This is a genomic window from Stenotrophomonas sp. STEN021, assembly GCF_056760175.1.
Genome location: NZ_JBRREH010000029.1, coordinates 1 through 24656, shown reverse-complemented (window position 1 = coordinate 24656; position 24656 = coordinate 1). Strand labels below are relative to the sequence as shown.

General features: G+C 64.2%; 19 protein-coding genes. 9 read left to right on the top strand and 10 right to left on the bottom strand.

The genetic code is table 11. From position 1 onward, the window contains the following. Positions 1 to 14: 14 nt before the first annotated feature. The 8 genes from pyrH to ACVOL0_RS08305 all read right to left on the bottom strand — a co-directional run bounded on the left by pyrH (position 15) and on the right by ACVOL0_RS08305 (position 9333). Positions 15 to 743 (bottom strand): UMP kinase, encoded by a 729-nt coding sequence (pyrH, locus tag ACVOL0_RS08340; protein WP_481507894.1) that lies wholly within the window; start codon positions 741 to 743, stop codon positions 15 to 17. Between the two features lie 110 nt (positions 744 to 853). Next, a complete protein-coding gene (locus ACVOL0_RS08335; RefSeq protein WP_481548687.1) occupies positions 854 to 2359 on the bottom strand; it encodes an HDOD domain-containing protein in 1506 nt (501 codons plus the stop codon). 160 nt (positions 2360 to 2519) lie between these two features. Then, the gene (gene tsf / locus ACVOL0_RS08330; protein ID WP_313169348.1) at positions 2520 to 3398 is read right to left on the bottom strand and encodes a translation elongation factor Ts; all 879 of its coding nucleotides are present in this window, start codon (positions 3396 to 3398) and stop codon (positions 2520 to 2522) included. Positions 3399 to 3532: 134 nt separating this feature from the next. Further along, positions 3533 to 4342, bottom strand: coding sequence for a 30S ribosomal protein S2 (rpsB, locus tag ACVOL0_RS08325; protein ID WP_481548686.1), 810 nt, complete (start codon positions 4340 to 4342; stop codon positions 3533 to 3535). A gap of 327 nt (positions 4343 to 4669) precedes the next feature. Further along, positions 4670 to 5683: a Csu type fimbrial protein gene (locus ACVOL0_RS08320; protein WP_481548685.1), complete on the bottom strand. Its 1014-nt coding sequence runs from the start codon at positions 5681 to 5683 to the stop codon at positions 4670 to 4672. Then, entirely contained in the window at positions 5680 to 8010 is a 2331-nt protein-coding gene (locus ACVOL0_RS08315) for a fimbria/pilus outer membrane usher protein (RefSeq protein WP_481548684.1), read from the bottom strand. The genes ACVOL0_RS08320 and ACVOL0_RS08315 overlap by 4 nt, the downstream gene beginning before the upstream one ends. A gap of 13 nt (positions 8011 to 8023) precedes the next feature. After that, on the bottom strand, positions 8024 to 8740 hold the full coding sequence (locus ACVOL0_RS08310; protein ID WP_481548683.1) for a fimbrial biogenesis chaperone: 717 nt from the start codon (positions 8738 to 8740) through the stop codon (positions 8024 to 8026). An 80-nt stretch (positions 8741 to 8820) separates the two neighbouring features. Further along, positions 8821 to 9333: a Csu type fimbrial protein gene (locus tag ACVOL0_RS08305; protein ID WP_481548682.1), complete on the bottom strand. Its 513-nt coding sequence runs from the start codon at positions 9331 to 9333 to the stop codon at positions 8821 to 8823. Between the two features lie 375 nt (positions 9334 to 9708). Between ACVOL0_RS08305 and map the strand changes: the two genes are divergently transcribed. The 6 genes from map to ACVOL0_RS08275 all read left to right on the top strand — a co-directional run bounded on the left by map (position 9709) and on the right by ACVOL0_RS08275 (position 18845). Beyond that, a complete protein-coding gene (map, locus tag ACVOL0_RS08300; protein ID WP_481548681.1) occupies positions 9709 to 10485 on the top strand; it encodes a type I methionyl aminopeptidase in 777 nt (258 codons plus the stop codon). A 20-nt stretch (positions 10486 to 10505) separates the two neighbouring features. Further along, positions 10506 to 13121, top strand: coding sequence for a [protein-PII] uridylyltransferase (locus ACVOL0_RS08295; protein WP_481548708.1), 2616 nt, complete (start codon positions 10506 to 10508; stop codon positions 13119 to 13121). Beyond that, entirely contained in the window at positions 13121 to 14206 is a 1086-nt protein-coding gene (gene dapD / locus ACVOL0_RS08290) for a 2,3,4,5-tetrahydropyridine-2,6-dicarboxylate N-succinyltransferase (RefSeq protein WP_481548680.1), read from the top strand. Before ACVOL0_RS08295 ends, dapD begins: the two co-directional genes overlap by 1 nt. Before the next feature lie 157 nt (positions 14207 to 14363). Then, positions 14364 to 14720, top strand: coding sequence for a Spx/MgsR family RNA polymerase-binding regulatory protein (locus tag ACVOL0_RS08285; RefSeq protein ID WP_481548679.1), 357 nt, complete (start codon positions 14364 to 14366; stop codon positions 14718 to 14720). Positions 14721 to 14778: 58 nt separating this feature from the next. Beyond that, positions 14779 to 15906 carry a succinyl-diaminopimelate desuccinylase gene (dapE, locus tag ACVOL0_RS08280; RefSeq protein WP_481548678.1) on the top strand — a complete coding sequence of 376 codons (1128 nt, stop codon included), beginning with the start codon at positions 14779 to 14781 and terminating at the stop codon, positions 15904 to 15906. Positions 15907 to 15962: 56 nt separating this feature from the next. Next, positions 15963 to 18845 carry a GGDEF domain-containing protein gene (locus ACVOL0_RS08275; protein ID WP_481548677.1) on the top strand — a complete coding sequence of 961 codons (2883 nt, stop codon included), beginning with the start codon at positions 15963 to 15965 and terminating at the stop codon, positions 18843 to 18845. Positions 18846 to 18860: 15 nt separating this feature from the next. On the opposite strand, the gene ACVOL0_RS08270 is transcribed toward ACVOL0_RS08275, so the two are convergent. After that, a complete protein-coding gene (locus tag ACVOL0_RS08270) occupies positions 18861 to 19547 on the bottom strand; it encodes a pentapeptide repeat-containing protein (protein WP_481548676.1) in 687 nt (228 codons plus the stop codon). 97 nt (positions 19548 to 19644) lie between these two features. Next, complete coding sequence (locus ACVOL0_RS08265; RefSeq protein WP_481548675.1) at positions 19645 to 20541, bottom strand: tetratricopeptide repeat protein; 897 nt, start codon at positions 20539 to 20541, stop codon at positions 19645 to 19647. A 358-nt stretch (positions 20542 to 20899) separates the two neighbouring features. Here ACVOL0_RS08265 and asnB point away from each other — a divergent pair, with 358 nt between their 5' ends. The 3 genes from asnB to ACVOL0_RS08250 all read left to right on the top strand — a co-directional run bounded on the left by asnB (position 20900) and on the right by ACVOL0_RS08250 (position 24557). Further along, on the top strand, positions 20900 to 22585 hold the full coding sequence (gene asnB / locus ACVOL0_RS08260) for an asparagine synthase B (protein ID WP_481548674.1): 1686 nt from the start codon (positions 20900 to 20902) through the stop codon (positions 22583 to 22585). 98 nt (positions 22586 to 22683) lie between these two features. Further along, positions 22684 to 24069 carry a cation:proton antiporter domain-containing protein gene (locus ACVOL0_RS08255; RefSeq protein WP_481548673.1) on the top strand — a complete coding sequence of 462 codons (1386 nt, stop codon included), beginning with the start codon at positions 22684 to 22686 and terminating at the stop codon, positions 24067 to 24069. Between the two features lie 59 nt (positions 24070 to 24128). Then, positions 24129 to 24557: a RidA family protein gene (locus ACVOL0_RS08250; protein WP_481548672.1), complete on the top strand. Its 429-nt coding sequence runs from the start codon at positions 24129 to 24131 to the stop codon at positions 24555 to 24557. The last annotated feature ends 99 nt before the right edge of the window (positions 24558 to 24656 follow it).

Genomic DNA, 24656 nt, shown 5'->3' with positions numbered 1-24656 from the left:
GCCGGCGGCGTGGGTTAGTGGGCGTCGCGGCCGTGGACCAGGGTGCCGATGTGCTCGCCGTGCAGGATTTTCAGCAGTTCGCCGGGCTGGCTCATGTCGAAAACGCGCAGCGGCAGGTCGCTGTCACGGGCCAGGGCAAAGGCGGCCGTGTCCATGACTTCCAGTCCCTGGCTGATGACCTGGTCATAGCTCAGGCTCTCGTAACGGACCGCATCGGCATGCTTGTTCGGGTCCTTGTCATAGACGCCGTCGACCTTGGTGGCCTTCAGCAGCAGGTCGGCGCCGATCTCGATCGCGCGCAGGGCGGCGCCCGAGTCGGTGGTGAAGAACGGGTTGCCGGTGCCGGCGGCGAAGATCACCAAGCGGCCCTTTTCCAGATGGCGGATGGCGCGGCGGCGGATGTAGTCCTCGCACACGTCGTTGATCTTGATCGCGCTCATCACGCGGGCCTTACCGCCGGCTTTCTCAAGCGCGTCCTGCATGGCCAGGGCATTGATGACGGTTGCCAGCATGCCCATGTGGTCGCCGGTGACCCGGTCCATGCCGCCTGCGGCCAGGCCGGCGCCGCGGAAGATGTTGCCGCCACCAACCACCAGTGCGATCTCCACACCGGCATTCTGGGCCTCGATGACTTCATGGGCCAGGCGGTTGATGACCTTGGGGTCGATGCCGTAGTCCTCGTCTCCCATCAGCGCCTCCCCGGAAAGTTTCAACAGGATGCGGCGGTAGGCGAGCTTGGACATGGTGACCTCAGATGGCTGGAAAACGCGGGGGATTCTAACGGATGCCGCAGTTTCAGGTGACATCTATTGTTGCAGCGCAGCGACAAAAGGCCGGTCAATCGCAATCTGGTTCAGCAGGCGGTGGGGTGGAGGTCTGGTGCGCGGGCAATTACCCGGTTGCGGCCGAGGTTCTTGGAGCGGTACAGCACGTCGTCAGCGGCCTTGAGCAGGTCGCGCATATCGGTGAAGCGCTCATAGGCACCATGGGTAGCCACACCGGCCGAGAAGGTCACGTGCAGCGGCATGTCGGCGACGGTGACGATCGGGGCCTGGGTGATGGCACCAAGCACGCGCCGGATCACTTCCAGTGCGGTCTGCTCGTTGGTGCCCGGGAACAACACCACGAACTCCTCGCCGCCGAAGCGTGCCACGGTATCGCTGCCGCGTAGCTGGCCCTGCAGCTGGCTGGCGAAGGCCTGCAGTACCTGGTCACCGACCAGGTGGCCGTGCTGGTCGTTGATCTTCTTGAAATCGTCCAGATCGATGAAAGCCACCGACAAGGGGCGGTCTGCACGGGCGGCGCGGTCGAATTCCTGTGCCAGCACTACTTCCAGCTGGCGCCGGTTAAGAAGGCCGGTCAGGGCGTCCAGGTGGGCCTGTTCGGTCAGCCGGCGTGCCTGTTGCTCGAAGTCATCGGCACGTCGTTTCGAGGCGCTGGCATCCTGCAGCTCGCGCAGGTTGCGCAGGGCCATCAGTTCGCTGGCGTGATCAAGCAGGTAGGTGATGCGTGCCGGTGACGGCACCGGCACGTCAAACAGCGCGCTGATCTCGGGCAGCATCTGGCTGACCTGCTGCAGGACCTGTTCGAACTGGCTGCTATCCATCTGCAGCTGCGCATGCACCAGGCGCAGCGCCTGGTCGCGAGCTTCGTCAGTGTCGGGGCTGAGCCAGATCTCGGCAATGCTTCCGGAGAGCGCGACGCAGCGCTCGAACAGGTCGGCTGGCTCCGCCGGCGCTTCGCTGTGGCGGATTGCTTCGACGAGGTAGTGCGGCAGGCCCCACTGTTCGCACAGTGCGGCACCGACATCTGCGTGGCTGCAGTCGAGGATGGTGCGCTCGCGTGCCAGTAGTTCGTCGTTGTTGCCGGCGCTGCCCAGCAGGCCCGGGTAGCTGTCGCTGCGCAGTTGCAGCAGGGCAAGAATGCCGATGTCCTGCAGCAGGCCGGCCAGCATCAGTTCTTCGACGCGGCGTACGTTGCGCGCCAGTCCCAGGTAGCGTGCTCCCAGTGCGCTGAGGATGCTGCGGCGCCATACGGCGTCCAACTGGTTTGCATGAGTCTGATCATCGCGCAGGGCGCGAGACAGGCTGAAGCCCAGTGCCAGCTGCAAGGTGGCGTTGAGGCCAAGCATGGTCAATGCCTGGCCGAGATTTTCGATGCGGCGGCGGCTGGCGTACAGCGGTGAATTGGCGATGCGCATCATGCGTGCGCTCAGGCCCATATCCAGTGCAATGACGTCGGCAGCGCTGGCGATGTCGGTTTCCGGATCCTGTGCAAGCTCGATCAAACGGACAGCGATGGCCGGTGGCGAGGGCAGGTTGCGGCAGAGGGACAGGGCTGCAGTGAGCTCGGGGGACATGTCGAAGAGGCAGGCGGCAGTGGTTCAAGCATACAGGATGGCTTAAGCAAAGGCCGGGTATTGCAGTCCAGTGCCGCGAGTGTGGTGTCGCGGGTACTTTGCGGCAAAGAAAAAGCCGCGGAAATCCGCGGCTTTTTCAGCTGTTGCGGGCTGCGGGTGCTTAGACCTGCATCGCCTTGGCAACTTCGGCGGCGTAGTCTTCCACCACCTTCTCGATGCCTTCGCCGACAGCCAGGCGCTGGAAGCCGACGACGTCGCCGCCAGCGGCCTTGACGGCCTGCTCGACGGTCTTGTCGTTGTCCAGCACGTAGCTCTGGCCGTACAGGGTCACTTCGCTGATGATCTTGTTGATCTTGCCGCTGATGATCTTCTCCAGGATGTCGGCCGGCTTGGCCTTGTCCTTGTCGGTCATCTTGGCCAGCTCGATTTCCTTTTCCTTTGCAACGAAGTCGGCCGGGACGTCGGCAGCCTTGTTGTGCGGCGGGTTCATCGCGGCCACGTGCATGGCCAGGCCCGAAGCCAGCTCGGCGTTGCCGCCGGCCAGTTCGACCAGCACGCCGATCTTGCCGTTGCTGTGCACGTAGGTGCCGACGGTGTTGTTGCCGTCGATCTTGACCAGGCGACGGATCTGGATGTTTTCACCCAGCTTCTGGATCGCGGTGGCACGGGTTTCTTCAACGGTTTCGCCGCTGGCCAGCTTGACGGCCTTCAGGGCTTCAACGTCGGCAGCGCCCGAAGCCAGGGCGGCAGCGGCGACGGCGTCGACGAACGCCTTGAAGTTGACGTCGTTGGCAACGAAGTCGGTTTCCGAGTTCACTTCGACCAGCACGGCCTTGCCGCCATTGCTGGCAACGCCCACGCGGCCTTCAGCGGTGACGCGGTCGGCCTTCTTGTCGGCCTTGGCAGCGCCGGACTTGCGCAGGGCTTCCGCCGCTGCGTCGATGTCGCCGTTGGTTTCGGACAGAGCCTTCTTGCACTCCATCATGCCGGCGCCGGTGCGCTCGCGCAGTTCCTTGACCAGGGAAGCAGTGATTTCCATGGAATTACCTCATCAATAGAAAGGGGTAGGCCGGCCATGATGGCCGGCCGTTGTTACGCAGCCCTGTCAGTGCTCGGCGCCATTGGTGCCAGCACAGGGGAAGCGGGCGCAATCGCTGCGCCCGCCGGTGGGGATCAGGCCGAAGCCTCGTCACCCTTCTTGGCCGGAGCCTTCTTGGCCGGAGCGCGGCGGGCCGGCTTGGCCTCTTCGCCAGCAGCGGCTTCGCTGAACTCTTCTTCGCGCACGGTGGCGGCGTTCGGAGCAGCGGCCTTGCCTTCCAGCACGGCGTCAGCAGCGGCGCGAGCGTACAGCTGCACGGCACGGATGGCGTCGTCGTTGCCCGGGATGGCGTAATCGACCAGTTCCGGGTTGTAGTTGGTGTCAACCACGGCGATCACCGGGATGCCGAGCTTCTTGGCTTCCTTGATGGCGATGTCTTCGTGACCGATGTCGATGACGAAGATGGCGTCGGGCAGGCGGTTCATTTCCTTGATGCCGCCCAGCGAGGCTTCCAGCTTGTCGCGCTCACGGCGCAGGCCCAGCACTTCGTGCTTGACCAGCTTGTCGAAGGTGCCGTCGGTTTCACCGGCTTCCAGTTCCTTCAGGCGGGCAACCGACTTCTTCACGGTAGCGAAGTTGGTCAGGGTGCCGCCCAGCCAACGCTGGTTCATGAACGGCATGCCGCAACGCTCTGCTTCTTCCTTGATGGATTCGCGTGCGCTGCGCTTGGTGCCCAGGAACAGGATGGTGCCGCGCTTCTGGGCAACCGACGAGATGAAGTTCATCGCATCGTTGAACAGCGGGACGGTCTTTTCCAGGTTGATGATGTGGATCTTGCCGCGGGCGCCAAAGATGTACTGGCCCATCTTCGGGTTCCAGTAGCGGGTCTGGTGGCCGAAGTGGACGCCGGCTTCCAACATCTGACGCATGGTGATCTGGGGCATTGCAAAACTCCTGATGGTGGAACTGACACCGCGCGCGACCGGTTTGTTGGGGTCGTGCTGCGATGCGCGGCTTTTATGCAGAGCGCGCAAACAGTTCCGGGGTTGGGCTTCCCTGGTGCCTCCGTGGCCGAACCCTGTAAAACAGGGCACCCCGGCACGGATGGGGGCGACAGGTGAGGATTCACCGGTTGACGCCCGGTGTCAGCGTGCTTCAGGGGGCATGAGCCCGAAAAAGCCGGCGAAGTATAGCTTCCGACTGCGCCGGATGCAATTTGGCCGGACTGATGCCTGGATGCGCCAGACTGAACAGGCACTAATAAGCAGGCACTAGTAAGTAAGCGTCACGGTGACCGTATCGCTGTAGGTGCCAGGTAAGGGCGTGGTTTGCGGAAACACCCGGCCATATACCGGGATTGCCACATCCAGGTTCACCCCCGCTTCGCTGGTGCCGGTTTCCCTGGTATTGCCCCACGGTATGTTCAGGGTTGGGTCCTGGTAGAGCTCATAGTTGATGTAGCTGCCATTGGACGCCATGCGCCGCTGGCCATTGTCCGGGTTGATGCCTTGGTCCAGGGTGATGCTCCAGGGCGTGTCGGTGGCGCAGCGCATGCGGATTTCCGAGATCTGGTCGAGCGGGCGGTCCAGGGCGCTGGCGCTGCCGAAATCCAGATCGCTGGCCATGTCCAGCACGCAGGTATTGGCGGCGCGGGCCTGCACCGTGCCGAAGGTGAAATTGCTCAGCCCGGCACCGCCGAACAACGGGCTGGTTCCGTCACGGCAGTTTTCCGCGCTGGGCGAGGGCAGCAGCTGCGAGCCGTAGCTGTAACGCACCACGGAGGCACCGGGCAATGCGGTGTAGACATAGGCGGCCGGCAGCGCCTGGGCGCGAGGGATGCGTCCATAGATGGTGAAGTTGATCTGTAGCTGGGCTGCGGTGGCAATCGGAAAGTTGACTGCATAGATCGGATAGCCGCCACCGAAAGGACCGAGCAGTTGGGTCCGGGCGGGGTTGGAATAGAGGTCATAGTTCATCAATGCGCCGGCTCCGTTGCTCATCCGGCGCGGCGCCATCCCACCGGGTGAGCCAAGGTCGATGAAAATGCAGGCGGTTATCTGCGCACTGAAGGTTGGCGGGCCTTGGCAGCTGAGCGTGACGGTGGTCTGTGCATCGGTATTGGCTGTTGGCGAGGTGGTTCCGAAGTCCAGCGTGGGCGTGTTGCTCACCTGACAGGTTTGCGCCAAGGCCGGCGCAGCCAGCGTTGTCCACAGCAGGGCGAGCACCGGGGACAATAAAATGGCAGCGGCATGGCCTTGTCGCCCAGTAGTGGCGGTATGGGTCATGGTCGGCACTGCAGCGCCACCGCGTAGCCTGGGTCGGCTTGTTGTGCGGTGACTGGCAAGGAAATCACACAGTCGTGGTCATTGTCGGTGACGATGCGCAGCCGTGCGCCGGCGAGGGCGTCCTGCAGATAAACCTCGCCCTCATGTCCAACGACGGTGGTTGCGACGGTCTGGCCGCCACGTTCGACGATGACAGGGCTGCCGACGCCCGGCCATTTCCCATCCGCGCCGCGCAGTTGCAGGCGTATCGGGTGGCTGGGTTTCAGCTTGAAATCCACTCTTGCACCGCTGCCGGATGCAGGTACCACCTGCCGTTGTGGCGTATCCAGTTGCATGTCCATCGGCAGGTCCAGAGTGTCGATGCTGATCAGGTTGCGCTGCCAGGCATGCAGCGGTGTGACCAGCAGCTGGCCATGCGCGTCGGTGTTGCCGACCAGGCGGTTCTCCAGCCGCACCGGAACCTGTGCCACGCCATTGGTGGAGACCAGGGCAAAGGCGTCGTCAACCTGGCGCAGGGCGTGCACGCCCTGCCCAAACCACACCACGCTGCCGTTGGCATCGGCGTACGCCAGCGTACCGCCGGTGGCGCTGTAGTCCATGCCGATGCGCCATTGGCCTGCATCGCCAAGATTGCGCAGTTCGGCGCTGGCGCTGCGGTATGCGCCCATGCTCGCCTGTGCGCGCCAGCCCCAGCCGCCCGCGTCCACAGGCAAGCTGCGATTTGCTTCCACCGAGAGCACATTGCCATCAGTGCCGTGGCGCAGCGAGCTGCTGAGCTGGGTCAGGCGGCCCAGGGGCAGGGAAACGTACAGGTTGGCGCTGTCCATCTGGCGGTCGTCCAGATCGTGCTGGAGCTGCGCGCTGAACCAGGCGCTGCTGCGCAGGTTGCGCGACCAGCCCACGCCGGCCAGGCGCGTACGCGGATTACCCGGGTAGCTCTGGGACACGTAGCTGAGGCTGAACTGGCCGCTGCGGGCGTTGCCCAGGCCCACGAACACCTGCTCGGTACGTCGCGACATGGGCGCATTGGCGAGAAGCGCAGCCGCATCGCGGAAGCCGGGGCTGCGCCGCTGGGTGCTGGCCGAGACACTGAAGCCGTGTGTGTTCCATTGATAGCCGAGCGTCTGCTGGCGGCCCTGCAGCGCACCTGTGCGGCTGGTGGTGAAAGAGCTGCTCAGTATTCCAGCGTGCTTTCCGAGCAGGCCTACCGCGCCGACGCCGGCCAGTTGCAGGTCCGCGCCGAGTTCGGCATGCGCTTCGATGGTCAGCTGGTTGTACAGGCCGTGGCGAACGCTGCTGCTGGCCATTGGCCTGCCGCCATAGGCGAAGGAATGCAGACCGTAGTCCTGGCGTAGCACGCCGATATCCAGCGACCAGTCCGTCAGCCCCGTCTGCAGCAGTGTCGGTGCCCCATACAGCGCAAATTCCAGCATGCGTTGCTGGCCGTTGATGTCGGTCAGCAGCAGCTGTGCCTGGCCGCTGCCATTGAGGGCGGGCGCAGTATCCAGCTGGAACTGGCCGGGCTGCACGTTGCGGCTGGCCTGGCGGATACCGTTGATGTATAGGTCAACCGTGGACGGCAGGACTGCCTCACCGGTGAACGAGGCCAGCGGCGTGGTCACCCGGTAGGGTTGCAGCGAGAAATTGCGCGACAGGTGGATGCCGCCGATGCGGGTGGCGCGCGACCAATCAAGTGCGCTGGTTATGCAGTCACCCACGCTCAGGCTGAGCATCGGACCGGGCAGGTCCAGCTGCCAGCGGCTGTCCAGCCGGACGTTTCTGCCCTGCCAGCGGCCGCTGCCAGCATCCAGGCGGCTGCCCTGGGTGCTGGACCAGATGCCGGGTCCCACGCCGAACAGGCGCATTTCGGTGAATCCGCTGACGCTGCGGAAGCCGCTGTGCTGTTGCGCATGCAGATCATAATTGAGCAGGAAGCCTGGGCTGCTGTCGCTGACTGCAGGCGTCGCAGCTGGGGTTGCAACGCTCAGGTGGGTGAGCGGGCGATTCAGCGCTGTCAGTGGCAGCTGTAGTGCAAGGCGCTGATTGGCTGCGTCGTAGTCGATCTTGATGCCCGGTAGTTGCGCAAGATCAACTGATCGCTGGCCGCTGGCAACGCCTGTGGGCAGGCGCAGGCCCAGTTCCAGCAGTGTTGCCGCGCTGGCGGACAGTTGCGTCCCGGACACGATGAAGCGTGCAAGTTGGCTGGCGCTGCTCTGGTTGATCTGCACTTCCAGATACAGCTCCTGTGGCGGTTGTTCGGTGATGTTCGTAGGTGCTGCATCCATGCGGGCAAGTGGCGCGGCGGAAATGGAGGAGCTACCGACCATGAGCATCGCCAGGTCAAAGCTCAGCAGAGCGCAGCGGCTGCGGGATGGCGGCATCGTTCAGCCTTGCCTGCAAAGTGCCGGTGAGGGGGAAGGGGGTTGGTAGTGGCAGCGTCCACTGCATGTGTTGCCCCGCCAGCACATAGCCCAGCAGGCCAGGCGTCAGCTCAATCGGCGGCCCGCTCTCGGGCAGCCAGCGCAGCTGGCTCAGGCGCACGCGCTGGGCACCTGCGTTGTGCAGCGTCAGAGTCAGCACGCCAGCCTCCACCCGCCAATTGGCCCGCAGCCCGGTGGTGTCAGTGGTGGCCTTGTTTTCCCGCTCGCGTGGCACCGCGCCAGCGGGGAGTACAAATGCCGGGATGGAATAGCGCAGCAGGAAATTCAGGCCCAGGGCAGGTCTGGCCTGGACAGCCGGCAGCTCATCCACCAGCAGGCGGTAGGCCTGTTCCTGTGCGACGGTCGCTGGCAATGGCAGGGGCCGCAGTACGCGTACCAACTGCCGCTGGCCGGCGCCGATCTGGACGATGGCCGGGCGCGCCAGCAGCATCTGCGAGGGCTCAAGCACGTCGCCTGCGTTGCTCTGGGTCCAGCGCTGTACCCGCACCTGCGCATGCAGGGGGGGGTCGCCAGTGTTCTCCAGCCACAGCGCCTGTGCCTGCTGGTCATCGCTGAATTCAATCAGGATGGGCGCGACCTGCAGCTTGCCGGCGCAGGCCAGTGGTGCCAGCAACATCAGCGCCCAGGCTACCCGCGCTGGGGGGCGGGGCAAGGTGTGGGGTGGGAGCAGATCGGGTGGCTGCATCGGACCGGGACTCAGTAGGTGATCGTGGCAATCACCGTGTCGCCGTAGCTGCCGGCTGGCGCATCGGTCGAAGGCACGCGGCCATAAACCGGAATGGTCTGTGCAGTGGCGGTGCCGGTGCCGGCGAGGGTGTCGGTGCCGATCACCTCGCCCCAGAAGTTCTGCCGGCCGGCATCGCGGTACAGCCCATAGGCGACGAAGTTGCTGGCACCATCGCTCATGCGCCGGTTGTCGGCGGCGGCCGTGGTGCTGGTGGCATTGGCGCCGGGATCCATGCCGATGGTGTACGGGGTGCCGTTGGTGCAGTTCACCTCGAGCGTGCCCTGCGCGTCGAGCGGAGTGCCGGTGGTGCGGGCCACGCTGCCAAAATCGATGTCGCCAGCGGCGACCGTCTGGATATCGCAGGACTCGGTGATGACGAGGCGCACCTGGAACTGTGCTGTCTGGGTGGCTGCGTGGGTGGGACCTGCAATTTCCAGCAATGCGATGCTGGCGGTGGTGATCAAGCGTGTGCGCGTGAGCATGTCGATTCTCCCGGCGGTTGGCGGCAGCGGCGAGGCCATGGGGCTTGGTCCCGGTGTGCGCGCAGAGCTAAGCACGGCAGTGCAGCGCTGACACGTGTTCACGTGGGCAGTTTCGGCTGAACAGGGGATCCTGCTAATTTCCGTCAATTGGCCCTTTGCGTTCCCAGGCGGGGGCGTTCTTGCGGGCTCGGTGTTTGCGGGCGGGTGCTGCGGCCCGGTGCCTGTGCGGTGCGGTTCGCTGGAGCAAGCATGGTGCTGGCAGATCAGCTGTCCCCGGTCAGGAAAGTCCAGGGCCATGGCGAGCCAGGTGCCTGATTCCGCGTTCATTAATGTGAAATACTTAGCGGAATAGCCCAAATGGGGGATAATCGGCACATGGCAATCCAACTGAAAACCCCCGAAGAAATCGAGAAGATGCGCATCGCCGGCCGTCTGGCGGCTGAGGTGCTCGACATCATCACCCCGCACGTCAAGCCCGGTGTCACCACCGAAGAGCTGGATCGCATCTGCAACGACCATATCGTCAACGTGCAGGGCACCATCCCGGCCAATGTGGGCTACCGCGGATTCCCCAAGACCGTGTGCACCTCGGTGAACAACGTCATCTGCCACGGCATTCCCAGCGAAGCCAAGGTGCTCAAGGATGGCGACATCATCAATATCGACGTGACCGTCATCAAGGATGGCTGGCACGGTGATACCAGCCGCATGTACTACGTCGGCACGCCGTCGGTGATGGCCAAGCGCCTGGTGGAAACCACCAAGGAAGCCATGTGGCGCGGTATCCGTGCGGTCAAGCCGGGCGCGACCCTGGGCGATGTGGGTCATGCGATCCAGGAATTCGCCGAAGGCGAGCGCTTCAGCGTGGTGCGTGAGTACTGCGGCCATGGCATCGGCAAGGTCTACCACGACGAGCCACAGGTGCTGCATTACGGCCGTCCCGGCCAGGGCCTGGTGCTCAAGCAGGGCATGACCTTCACCATCGAGCCGATGATCAACGAAGGCACCCGCTACACCAAGGTGCTACCGGATGGCTGGACCGTGGTGACCAAGGACCGCAAGCTCTCGGCGCAGTGGGAGCACACCATTGTGGTGACCGAGGATGGCGTTGAGGTGTTGACGTTGTCGCCGGCGGAATCCGCGCAGGCATGACCTCACTGCCGGCGGGCCCGATTCTGGACACGCCGGCAGATCCTGCCGGTGACGCGCAATGGGCTGCCGATGCACGGCAGTCACTTGCCCACACCGATGCCCGCCTGGGCAAACGCTTCGAGCAGACCGACAATGTCGAACGCCTGCCCGGTCTGCGCGCGCGCGCGGTTGATCAGCTGATCATTGAAGCCTGGCAGCGCTGCATTCCTGCGGCGGCTGGTTTGGCCCTGTTCGCAGTCGGCGGCTACGGCCGTGGCGAGCTGTTCCCGCGCTCGGACATCGACCTGCTGGTGCTGGCCGAAACCGACGTGCAGCAACGCCACGAAGCCGCACTGGCACGTTTGTTCGCCCTGTTGTGGGATGCCGGCTTGCCGGCCAGCCATGCAGTGCGTTCGGCAACGCAATGTGTTCACGCCGCGGCTGATCAGACCGTGTTGACCGCCCTGATCGAGGCGCGCCCGCTGGTCGCTGATGCAACCGCCCAGCACGGTCTGGCGCGGGCAATCGCGCCGAGTCTGGTATGGCCGCCGCGTGACTATTTCCTGGCCAAGCGCGAAGAACTGCTGGCGCGCCACCAGCGCTTTGGTGACACCGCCGACAACCTCGAGCCGGACATCAAGGATGGCCCGGGCGGTCTGCGTGATCTCAATACGCTGGGCTGGATGGCATTGCGCGCCTTCGGTGTCAGCAATATCGACGCGCTGGTCGGCTTGGGCCATCTGGGCCTGGACGAAGCTGCCGCGCTGAAGCGCGAGCGCCAGGTACTGGCGCGGCTGCGCTTCGGCCTGCATCTGGTTGCCCAGCGTCCGGAAGAGCGGTTGCGTTTCGACTACCAGAAGACCTTGGCCGCACGCATGGGGTTTGGCGATGACGCCGAAAGCCTGGGCGTGGAAAAAATGATGCAGGGCTTCTACCGCAGCGCGACGGTGATCCGCCGCATCAGCGACCGCCTGCTGCAGCGCTTTGAAGAACAATTTGACGGTGAGGCGACACCGCAGCCGGTAGGCGAAGGGTTCTCGCTGCGCCGCGGCTACCTGTCAGCCGACGATCCGTTCTGGCCGCACGGCGACATCCGCAGCATCTTTGCCTTGTTCGCCTGCTGGGCACGCACCGCCGACGTGCGCGGACTGCACTCGATGACCGCGCGTGGCCTGGCCGAGATGCTGGACGAAATTCCTGCCTATGCTGCCGTGGACGAGACCGTCCGCGAGCAGTTCATGGCCTTGCTGCGCGGCCCGCGTGCGGTCGATACGCTGGCGCGGATGGCGCGTCTGGGCGTGCTGGGGCAGTGGATTCCCGCATTCGCCGCGGTGTCCGGGCGCATGCAGTTCGACCTGTTCCATGTCTACACGGTAGATCAGCACACCTTGATGGTGCTGCGGAACATGGCCCTGTTTGCCAGTGGCCGTGCCGATGAGCGCTTCTCCATCGCGCACGAAGTCTGGCCGCGCCTGCGCAAGCCGGAGTTGCTGTTGCTGGCCGGCCTGTTCCATGACATCGCCAAGGGCCGTGGCGGTGACCACTCCGAACTGGGCGCGGTGGATGCGCGCGAATTCTGCAGCGCACATGGTTTGAGCAGCTCCGATACCGAGCTGGTGGCGTGGCTGGTCGAGCAGCACCTGCGCATGTCGGTGACCGCGCAGAAGCAGGACATCACCGACCCGGAAGTGATCCACCGTTTTGCCGGCCTGGTTGGCGACCGTGATCGTCTCGATTACCTGTACCTGCTGACCTGCGCCGATATCGCCGGCACCAGCCCCAAGATGTGGAATGCGTGGAAGGACAGGCTGCTGGCCGACCTGTATTTCGCCACCCGCCGCGCGCTGCGCGAGGGTCTGGAACATCCCTTGCCGGAGGCCGAGCGGGTGCAGGAAGCACGCGACAATGTGCGCGAACAGATGCGCCTGCTTGGCCATGACGATGCGGTGATCGATCGCCAGTTCGCGGCCATGCCTGACGAAAGCTTTGTTCGCTTCCGCCCCGAGCAGTTGGTGTGGCAGGCGGCCTCGCTGGTGGAAATCCATAAGGGCGGCACCTTGGTCAAGGTGCGACGGATCACGCCCGAGAGTGATGCGCTGGAAGTGTTCGTGCATTCGCCGGACCGCGACGGCATGTTTGCCGCCATCGTGATGACCCTGGACCGTGCCGGCTACGGCATTCACCGCGCGCGCGTGCTCGACGGCCCCGACGACACCATCTTCGATACCTTTGAAGTGACGCCTGCAGGCAGCTTCGCTGACGGCGACGCCACGCGCCTGGAATCCGTGCTGCGCAAGGCGCTGGCCGGTAATATCCTGATCCTGCGCCCCTCGCGACGGGTGATGCCGCGCCAGCTCAAACACTTCCGCTTCGCCCCGCGCATCGAGTTTCTCGACGCCAGTCATGAAAGCCGGACTGTCTTGAACCTGGTGGCGCCGGATCGCCCCGGCCTGCTCGCCGATGTGGCGCATGTACTGCGTGACCAGCGCCTGCGCGTGCAGGATGCACGCATCGCCACCTTCGGTGAGCGCGCCGAGGATCAGTTCCAACTTACCGATCGCCACGATCACCCTCTTACCGAAACCTCCATGCAGGCGTTGCGTGATGCATTGCTTGCCTGCCTGGATCCCGACAACAAGCCAGGAGACCCCCACTGATGGCAAGCAAGCCCGCAACCAAGAAGACCGTGACCAGGAAGACCGCCAAGAAGGCTGCGCCTGCAAAGGCCGCGCCGAGCAAGGCCGTAGCGCCGAAGAAGAAGGCCGCAGCTGCGACCAAGCCGGCCGCCAAGCCTGTTGCGAAGACGGTCAAGGCACCGGTCAAGAAGGTTGCCGCTGCCAAGCCGAAGTTGAGCAAGCCGGTGACGCCGTCGGTGGGCCCGCGCAGCCTGCGCAAGCCGCCGGCACCGGGTGTGGCCGAGCTGAAGTTCAGCATTGAGAGCGCATTCGAGCGCCGCAGCATGCTGACCATGGACGAGATCGAAGGGTCCACCCGTCCGCTGGTCAACCGCGTGATCGACGGGTTGGAGTCGGGCGAATTCCGCGTTGCCGAGCCCGATGGCAATGGCGGCTGGAAGGTCAACGAATGGTTGAAGAAGGCAGTGCTGCTGTACTTCCGTGTCAATGACATGGCGGTGATGGACGGCGCCCCGGCACCGTTCTGGGACAAGGTCGAGTCGCGTTTTGAAGGCTACGACGAAGCTGCCTTCCGCCAGGCTGGCGTGCGTGTGGTGCCGGGCGCGATTGCCCGTCGCGGCACGCACTTCGGCAAGGACGTGGTGCTGATGCCGAGCTTCACCAACATCGGTGCCCATGTGGGCGAGGGCACCATGGTTGATACCTGGGCCACGGTCGGCTCCTGCGCGCAGATTGGCAAGCACTGCCATCTGTCCGGCGGCGCCGGCATCGGTGGCGTGCTTGAGCCGCTGCAGGCCAGCCCGACCATCATTGAAGACCATTGCTTCATCGGCGCGCGTTCGGAAGTGGTGGAAGGCGTGGTTGTCGGCCACCACAGCGTGATCGGCATGGGCGTGTTCCTGAGCCAGAGCACCCGCATCTACAACCGTGCCACCGGCGAGGTGACCTACGGCTACGTGCCGCCTTACAGCGTCGTGGTCAGCGGCTCGCTGCCGTCCAAGGACGGTACCCATTCGTTGTACTGCGCGGTGATCGTCAAGCAGGTGGACGCCAAGACCCGCAGCAAGACCAGCGTCAATGACCTGCTGCGTGGGTTGGCGGATTGACCTCATCCTTCTCCCTTCGGTAGAAGGTGCCCCGAAGGGGCGGATGAGGGTTGGCGCGAAGCGCTTCAGTACCTCGCCTGCGCGAGGCTTCGCTCTTACCCTCACCCCAACCCCTCTCCCGAAGGGAGAGGGGTTACATCACCGCGAGCTTTGAACCATGACCACGATCTACGGACTTAAAAACTGCGACACCTGCAAGAAAGCCACCAAGTGGCTGGACCGCTTCAATGTCGGCTACACCTTCGTCGACTATCGCGACAACAAACCCAGCCCGGAAACGCTGCTGGAGTGGGCTGGCAAGGCCGGCGGTTTCGCCGCGATGATCAACAAATCCTCGACCACCTGGCGGCAGCTGCCGGACAACCGCAAATCGCCCGAGTCCGATGCCGAGTGGAAGCTGCTGCTGCGCGAGTACCCGCAGTTGATCAAGCGCCCGCTGGTGATCACCGACGACGGGACCTTGAGCCAGGGTTTCAGTGACAATGGCTTCAAAGCCCGCTTCAACATCGCCTGATCCACCACCGCATGTAGGAGCGGCGCAAGCCGCGAAGCCACTGATCCAATAGGTCCCCATGAACGACGTACTAGCCCTGACCTGCGACCTGGTCGCACGCCCCTCGGTAACCCCGGAAGACGCCGGCTGCCAGCAATTGATCGCCGGCCGCCTCAAGGCTGCCGGCTTCAACTGCGAGCACCTGCGCCTGGGCGAGGTCGACAACCTCTGGGCTACCCATGGCAGCGGCGCGCCGGTGCTGGTGCTGCTCGGCCACACCGACGTGGTGCCGACCGGTCCGGTTGAGGCCTGGAGCAGCGATCCGTTCAAGCCGGAAGTGCGCGATGGCGTGCTGTACGGGCGCGGCACTGCCGACATGAAAGGCAGCGTTGCCGCCTTCGTGGTTGCCGCCGAGCAGTTTGTTGCCGCCCACCCGAACCACCCCGGCACGCTGGCGGTGCTGCTGACCAGTGACGAGGAAGGCGATGCCATCGATGGCGTGCGCCACGTTGCCAGGCTGTTTGTAGAACGTGGGCAGGGCATCGACTGGTGCATTACCGGCGAACCTTCGTCCACTGCCAGGCTCGGTGACCTGCTGCGTGTCGGCCGTCGTGGCAGCCTCTCGGCCAAGCTGCGCATCAAGGGCGTGCAGGGCCATGTCGCCTATCCGGACAAGGCGAAGAACCCGATCCACCTGGCCGCGCCCGCCCTGGCTGAGCTGACCGCCAGGCATTGGGATGATGGCTACGAAAGCTTCCCGTCCACCAGCCTGCAGATTTCCAATATCAACGCCGGCACAGGTGCCAACAACGTCATCCCGGGCGAGCTGCAGGTGATGTTCAACCTGCGCTACAACCCGCACTGGAATGCGGACAAGCTTGAGACCGAGATCGGCGCGCTGCTGGACCGTCACGGCCTGGACTACGACCTGCACTGGCACCGTAGCGGTGAGCCGTTCTACACGCCGGAAGGCCGCCTGCGCAGTGTTGCGCGCGCGGTACTGGCCGAGTTCGCTGGTGCCGCACCGGAAGAAAGCACCGGCGGTGGCACTTCCGATGCCCGCTTCATTGCCCCGTTGGGTGCGCAGTGCATCGAAGTGGGCCCGGTGAATGCGAGCATCCACCAGGTCGATGAGAACGTGCGCGTGGCCGACCTGGAAGCGCTGCCAGACCTGTACCGGAAGCTGATCGAAAAGCTGTTGGACTGAACTGTTACGGTGCGGGTGCACAATCTTGCCGGGGGGGCGAGATGGACAGGGTTCAAATGGGGTTCCGTAAAGGGCTGATGGCCCTTGTGCTGGTGTGGGCGCTGCCGTTCGCGCACGCCACCGCCACGATGCATGGCCTGCCACTGCTGCGGCAGTTCGGGGTGAGTCAGCTACCAGCGTCACCAACCTATCCCGGCGTGGTCATTGACCGCGCCGGTGATCTTTATGCGGCCAGTGGCGAAGGGGTGATGATCTTCCGCAGCGGCGTCTGGGAGCTGCTGGAGGTGGCGGGCGAAGCGCCGGTGTACTCGATCGTGCTGGCGCGCGATGGCAGCATCCTTGTCGCAGGTGCGGGTGTGTTCGGGCGGCTGCTGCGGCAGCCCGATGGCACCCACAGATTTGTCGATCTGCTGCCGCGCTTGGCCAGTGCGGGCCTGGTGCAGGTGCCGGTGGAGGTTTTTTCGCTAGGCGAAACCGCGCGCGGCGTACACGCGGTCAGCGCCGGGGCGTTGTTCGTATTGGAAAAAGACGGCAGTACTACGCGGTTGCAGCTTCCCCCCGGCGCACGTACACGCCCGCTGGTGGCTGGCGAGAATGTCTATTTCCGGGTGCCGGGTGTAGGCCTGTATCGCGTGGATCGGGCCGCAATGGTTCTGGCTGAAGGCACTGAACCACTTTCAAAAATGCGTGTTCCTGCTGCCTGGCCGTATCGCGGCGGCCTGTTGTTTGCTGCTGGCGATGGTTTTCATCTCAGCGATGGCAAGCGCCTGCGCAAGCTCGACGGCGAGGCCGACACTGCCTTCGGCCTGCATGAACCCTATACCGGAATTGCGTTGGCCGATGGTGGCTTTGCCGTTGGCAGCTTCGACGGCACCATCATGCGCTTCTCGCCGGGCTTGAGGCTGCTCGACAGTTTTGCTGCCAGTTCGGGTGAGATGCACGATCTGGTGGAGGATCACGAAGGTGCGGTGTGGGTCTCCAGCGAGAGCGGAATCGCGCGCCTGCGCTGGTCGCTGCCGTGGACGCGCTATGGGCGTTTGCATGGGCTGAGCGGGCGCATCTTCGACAGCACCTGGTATGACGGTCGCCTGTGGGTTGCGGGCATGGGCGTGTGGAGCGCGCAGGCTTCCACGGCGGGTACGCCGATGTTCTCGCAGTTGCGGTGGCCCCACCATGATCTGGAAACCTTCGCGCTGGAAGGAACAAGCGCCGGACTCCTGATCGGTGATCGCTACGGTCTGGCGGTGCTTGATCCAGGCCACACCCAGCCCCGGCGGTTGCTGCCGCCGGTGCTCGGTGACAGTGTCAGTGAACTGCTGACCTCGGCGTTCGACGCAAACCGCATCTTCGCTGTGGCCAATGGCCGAATCGTCGTGCTTGGCCTGCGTGAAGGGCGTTGGCAGGTGCAATCGCAATGGCATGTCGGCGCCAGCACGGTCAATGGATTCTATGCAGCTGCCGTGGACGAGGTGTGGGCAGGCGACGCAGGCGGCGGCGTGCGGCGCTGGCGCTTCGCGGTGGGCAGTGGCCAGTTGCTTGCCGAGCAGCGCTACGGGCCGGCGCAGGGCTTGCCTGTAGCAGCAGGGCAAGGCACCCGTCTATTCCGCAGCGATGGTGTGCTGTATGCGATCTCCGGCCAACAGGTGCATCGCCTGCAGGGCGAACAGTTCGTGGCCGCCGCATTGCCCGTGCTGCCAGGGCTGCAGGCACCGATGGAGCTGAAAGGCGAGGACAACGTCAAGGGGAGCTTCGCGTGGACGGCGCGGCAGCTGTGGTGGCGTAAGCCAGGTGCCAGCGTGTTCCAGTTACAGCAGGTCAGCGACAGCCGCGTTCCCGGTTTCATGACGGTCGCCCTGCACGGTGACGGGCAGCTGCGCGTGGTCAGCCGCGACAGTGTGTTGCAGTTGGATCCTGCTGCGGTTGAATCCATCGCTCCAGCACCGCAGGCGCGGCTGGACCGTATCGAACTGCAAGGCCCTAATCATCCGCCAGTGTTGCTGCCGCTGTCGCCGCAAACGACGGCGCAGCTGCCGGCCGGCGCGGGTCTGGCCTTGCGCTTCGGCGTGCAGAGCATGGAGCCGGAAGTCGAGTTCCGTTATCGCATGCCGGGTTACCACCACGAGTGGTCGTCCTGGGCAGGCGGGCGTGAGCTGACCTACCAGCGCTTGCCGGCCGGTGCGTATACCTTCCAGTTGCAGGCGCGTGTACTGGGCGGTGCGCCCACCGAGGCGATGAGCTATCGATTGCAGGTTGCGCCATTCTGGTATCAGCGGCCATGGGTTCGGGTGGGATTTGGCGTGGCGGGCCTGTTGTTCGTCGTCGCCGTGGTGCGGCTGCGCACCCGCGCCATCAACAAGCGGAACCGCTTGCTTGAAGAGAAGATCAACGAACGCACGGCCGAACTGCAAAGTGCCAACTCCCGGCTCTCAGTCTTGGCGGTGACCGATGGACTCACCGGTGTGGCAAACCGGCATGCGATGGAAAAGGCGTTGCCGCGCGCTTGGAGGCGCTGCGCGGAGCGACAGCAACCATTGGCGGTGATGATGATCGATGTGGATCATTTCAAGCAATTCAACGACACCCACGGTCATCACATCGGCGACCTGCAGTTGCGACGGGTAGCGCAGACGCTGGCCGCGCAGGTAACAGGTGCCGAAGAGCTGGTTGCACGCTACGGCGGCGAGGAGTTCGTGCTGATCCTGCCAGGCTGCGATGAGCACGTGGCACTTGTGCGTGGCGAACGCCTGCGCAGTGCGGTGGAACAGGTCAGCGGTGCGGCAGGACAGCGGGTGACCATCAGTGTTGGGGTTGCAGTCTGCACGCCTGTACTTGAGCAGGACCCGATGGCCTTGCTGCGTTGTGCCGATCAGGCGTTGTACCGGGGCAAGCGTGAGGGGCGAAATCGGGTGGATGTTGCCTGCCTTCAAGCAGGGGCGTAGCTCACCACTTTCGCCTCAAGCGACAATCAAGCCGAACGCCGCCAGCGCCGCAGCAGCCTGCCGCTGCGAGATCACTGCTTTCTTGAAGTACTTGGCATCCATCACGTTGAGTCCGCTGATATCGGTATTGCGCAGGTCGGCACCTTCGAAGCGGGTCAGCCGGGTCTGCGCGTTGCGCAGGCTGCCGCCGGTGAACACGGCATCGCGGAAGTCGCAGCCGGACAGGTCGGCGTCGGAGAAGTCCAGGCCCTCCAGTTCTGCCTTGCGGAACGAAAGCCCGCGCAGGTCGGCGCTGACCAGCAGGCAGTCGTGGAAATCCAGTGCCCAGCCACTCACTTCCTGCAGGTGGGCGCCGGTCAGCTTGCAATCCTTGAACTGCACCGACGACAGCGTGGCGCGTCGCCAGAAGCTGTTGTTGAGATCGCAATGGTCGAAGCGTGAATCGCTGAGCTGTGCTGAACTGAAGTCGCAGTGGCTGCCACGGCATTTCTGCCACTGTGTTTCCTCCAGTGCTGCAGCCAGCCAGTTTGCTCTGGCAAGCGAACAGTGTTTGAACTGGTAGCCGTCCATGTCCAGGCGCGAGAAGTCACCCTCGTCCAGCGCGCAGGATTCGAACACCGCTGCGCGCGGATGCGCACGGATGATCTGCTGCATGCGTGCGCGGTCGATGGTTTCTTCGCGGAAAACAGGAGGGTTCGTCATGTCCAACTCTGCAGGTGCCAGCGCCTCATTCTGCGCGACATCGATGCGCTGATGCAGTCTTGCCGCGCGCCGTGTTGTGTGTACAGATCTGCGCGTTCTACTCGAAGATGAAGAACGGCGGCGCGATGGCCCGGCGCCAATACGACTCATCAGCCAGATAGAACTCCTGTGCCTTGGCGCGCGCGAACCATGCCGCCGCTGCAGCCTCGTCTTTCTGCAGGCCCTTGCTGCCACGACCGAGCGCCAGCCCGCTGAAGTACTGGCCGTAGACGTTGCCTTGCTCGCCAGCGCGCTGGTACCAGCGCAGCGCCTCGTTCATGTCCGCAGGCATGCCGATGCCTGCTTCGTGCAAGGTGCCCAGATCAACCTGGGCCTCGGCGTCACCACGCGCGGCCCGGCGTTGGATGCGGGCGATGGCCGTATTGGTGGAGGGCTGGCCGCTGGCAGGGCGCGCCGCTTCGGTCGAGGCGCGGGTTGCATCGCGCAGTGCGTCCAACTTGTACAACTCACGCATGTACACCGCTGAGCGCAGCCGCCAGCGCAGGGCGCCCGCCATGTCGCCCTGGCGCTCGTGCCAACGTGCCAGGTCGTGCATGGCATAAGGTGAGCCGTGGTAGGCGGCGCTGTGGTACCAGCGCAATGCCTTGCGTGGCGATGGTTTGAAGCGAATGTCCTGCGGCCTCTGCGGTTCTTCACCGCTGTCCAGGCGGCCACGCTCAAGGATCCTGCCCAGTTGTTCCTCGGCGCTGGTGCTGCGGTGGCTGCGTGGCGTTGTCGCCGCTGCGCGCGCGTACCAGTCCAATGCGCGCGGGTCGTTCCAGGCCTGGTACATCTTGGCCACCCGTAGGGCGGAATCGAACTGCCCATCGGCGGCTGCGGACAGCGCCTCGCGCTCGGTGTCGCTGGGCGGGCGGGTGTTGGGTGTTGTCGCGCACGCCAGCAAGGTGAACAGGGGCAGGGCATACAGCAACGCGCGGGGCGTGGGACGGGGCATCCAGCAGGTCCGGGCAAGGTGGCGGGCGATTATCACGGAGAGCGCCAGCCCAGCTGCTGAATCGGTTGCCAAAGCAACAGTTGCGCCGCCGTCAATACCGGGATAACGTCAGCGCCATGTCCTCGCTCCTGGCCTCCGCCGTCAACAATAACAACCGCAATAATCTGCGCGCGAATAATCGTGCGCGGCCACTGCGGGACTGCGACCAGAGCTAGAACAGGCAACACGCTCAGGACACCAGAAAACCCGCATCGGCCGATGCGGGTTTTTTTGTGGCCGGGGCGGGAACACCGAGCGGCTGCAGGTCTTCAAGCCGTTGCTTCCAATGTTTGTCCCCACACAACCCAGGAGCTTTCCCATGTGTTCCATCTTCGGCATTTTTGGCTTGCAATCCGGTGACGACCTGCAGGCGCTGCGTCGGCAGGCACTTGAACAATCCCAGCGCCAGCGGCACCGCGGCCCGGATTGGAGCGGTGTCTATGTAGACGACGGCGCCATCCTGGTGCACGAGCGGCTGGCCATCGTCGACCCGGCTGGCGGTTCGCAGCCGCTGCTGTCCGATGACGGTCAGCTGGCGCTGGCGGTGAACGGTGAGATCTACAACCACCAGGAACTGAAGAAGGAACTGACCCAGCCCTACGCCTTCCAGACCGGCTCGGACTGCGAGGTGATCAACGCGCTGTACCGTGAGGATGAGCCTGCGTCCTACTTGAACAGGCTGAACGGCATCTTCGCGTTCGCGCTGTGGGACCGCGCCAAGCAGCGCGTGATCATCGCCCGTGATCCGATCGGCGTGGTGCCGCTGTACTGGGGGCACGACAAGCAGGGGCGGCTGTGCGTGGCCTCGGAAATGAAGTCGCTGTCCGATACCTGCGCCGACGTGGCGCAGTTTCCGCCCGGCCATTGGTATGACAGCAGCACCGATACGCTGAGCAAGTACTACGAGCGTCCATGGCGCGATTACGACGCGGTTGAGGGCGTCGATGTGTCGTTGACCGAGTTGCGCGAGGCCTTCGAGCGCGCCGTGCATCGCCAACTGATGACCGATGTGCCGTACGGCGTGCTGCTCTCTGGTGGTCTGGATTCGTCCTTGGTCGCGGCGGTTGCGGCGCGCTATGCGCGCAACCGCGTCGAGGACGGTGGCCAGAGCGAGGCCTGGTGGCCGCGCCTGCACAGCTTCGCTATCGGTCTGAAGGGCTCGCCTGACCTGGCCGCGGCCAAGGTGGCGGCGGAAATGCTGGGCACCGTCCATCACGGCTTCGAATACACCTTCGAGGAAGGCCTGGATGCGGTGCCGGAAGTGATCCGCCACGTCGAGACCTATGACGTCACCACCATCCGCGCGTCCACGCCGATGTTCCTGCTGGCACGTCGGATCAAGGCAATGGGCGTGAAGATGGTGCTGTCCGGCGAAGGCAGTGACGAGATCTTCGGCGGCTATCTGTACTTCCACAAGGCACCGAACGCACGCGAGTTCCATGAGGAACTGGTGCGCAAGCTCGATGCGCTGAACAACTACGACTGCCTGCGCGCGAACAAGTCGATGATGGCCTGGGGCGTGGAGCCGCGCGTGCCGTTCCTGGACCGTGAGTTCCTCGACGTGGCGATGAAGATGGATGCGCGCCACAAGATGGTCGACAAGGCCAGTGGCCGCATCGAGAAGGCCGTGCTGCGCGAAGCCTTTGAAGGCTATCTGCCCAAGGAAATCCTGTGGCGGCAGAAGGAGCAGTTCAGTGATGGCGTCGGCTATGGCTGGATCGACGGTTTGAAGGCGCACGCCGAGGCACAGGTCAGCGACCGCGTGCTGGCCGCCGCCGACAAGCGCTTCCCGCACAACCCGCCGCAGACCAAGGAGGCGTACTACTACCGCCACGTGTTCGAGCAGTTCTTCCCCAGCCATGCGGCTTCGGAAACCGTGCCTGGCGGCAAGTCGATTGCCTGTTCGTCACCGGCGGCGATCGCTTGGGATGCCAGCTTCGCCAGCATGGCTGATCCTTCTGGCCGTGCCGTGGCCGGGGTGCATGAGCAGGCCCTGGCTGGCTGAGTGACTGCGCACGGCCCGTAGTGGTACGGGCCGTGCGTTTGCAGCTGCCGCAGTGCAGTCGTGGGCCGTATCATCGCCGGCTTACGCAAGGGAAGATCATGGACGCAGGAACGCATCGCCCCGGCTCGCGGGTGCACTGGGGCTGGCTCTATCTGGTTTGGGCCGCGCTGCCGCTGTTGGCTGCGCTGCTATTGGCCCGCTATGCCGGGATGGACGTGCCAGCGCCGGTGCAGCAGGCCGTCAAGGCTGGCTCGGCGGCACTGCATTCGAGTTCGCCCTTGGGTCTGTTCCTGCTGCAACTGCTGGTATTGCTGCTGGTGGCCAAGGGAGCAGGACGGCTGTTGCGCTGGTTTGGCCAGCCGGCCGTGATTGGTGAGATGGCCGCCGGCTTGATGATGGGGCCGCTGCTGTTTGGCAGTGTCTTCCCGCAGTTGCAGAGCGCGCTGTTCCCGGCCAGTTCGTTGGGCCCGCTTGGTCTGGTCAGTCAGCTCGGTGTGCTGATGTTCCTGTTGGTTGCTGGTGCCGAGCTGGATCTGGGGCGGTTGCAGGGGCGTCGACGGTTTGCCATTGCAGTCAGCCACGCCGGCATTGCGGTGCCCTTCCTGTGTGGCGTGTTGCTGGCGATCTGCTTGTATCCGGCGCACGGCCCGGCCGGCGTGGGCTTCACCTCGTTTGCGCTGTTCATCGGTATCTCGCTGAGCATCACTGCCTTTCCGGTGCTGCTGCGCATTCTTGCCGATCGCGGTATGACCCACAGTCCCTTGGGGCAGACCGCGATTGCCTGTGCAGCGCTGGGCGACGCCACGGCCTGGTGCATGCTTGCGTTGATTGTTGCGGCAACGCAGGCGGCGGGGTGGGGCGCAGCAGGTTTCAGCCTGGCCTGTGTGACGGCTTTCATCGGGCTGATGTTGGGCGTGGTGCGGCCATGGTTTGCGCGCCAGCAGATTGCCGCCGGACGCGAAGGGGCATGGTTGCTGGGCATGCTGTTGCTGACCCTGGCCAGCGCCTTGTTGACCGAGACCCTGGGAATCCACGCCCTGTTCGGTGCGTTTGCCGCCGGTGTGGCCGCGAACTCCAATGCGCAGCTGCGCGAGTTGATCATCAACAAGGTCGAACCCTTGGCAGTGACCTTGCTGTTGCCGCTGTTCTTCGCCATGACCGGCTTGCGCCTGCGCGCCGATGCCTTGCAGGTCAGCGACCTGTGGCTGTGCCTGCTGGTGATAGCGGTGGCCAGTGTCGGCAAGCTGCTTGGCACGTTTGCCGCTGCGCGCAGTGCAGGCATGCCGGCCCACGATTCACTGCGCTTGGGTGTGTTGATGAATACCCGCGGCTTGATGGAACTGATCGTGCTCAATCTTGGTTATGAACTCGGCTTGCTTGGTGATCGTCTGTTTGCGGTATTGGTGATCATGGCCTTGGTGACGACGGCGATGACCGGCCCGTTGCTGGGCTGGAGTGGGCGCGGCAAGGGCAGGGCGGGTTGAGTGTTTTTGCAAGCGTACTTCCGTAGCTGTTGTTCCTCTCACTTCAAAAGGATTTTTCGATGCGCGTATTGCCGTTGTTGATGCTGGGGTTGTTGAGCAGTGCATTTGTCGCGACGGCCAAGGAGGTGCCGCTGGAACGGCATCAACTGGGCAGCTGGGAAGTGGATATCGGCTATACCGGCGTGGTGCGTGATGGCGACACGCTGCATGTTTCCGGCGTGCCCTGCAGGGGCGCGGACATGCAGGCCGCAGTACGTGATTGCTATGGAAAACTGAGCAAAATCCTGCAGCAGTTTGATGCCGACAGCAGCCAGGTGGTCAAGGAAACGGTATTCACCACCGATATGGATGGCTTGATCAAGGCGATTCCCGAACGCAAGACCTTCTTCGCCGACGGCAAATATCCAGCCGCCAGCTGGGTGCAGATCAGCCGCCTGTTCGACGCCGAGGCCAAGCTCGAAGTGGAGTGGACGGTGCGGTTGAAGTAAGGCCGGAACCCAGGCCGGTCGTTTGTGGGAGCGGCGTAAGCCGCGAAGCAGGAACACCATCAGATTGCACACGCATCAAGGATTCCAGCAGAACCAGCT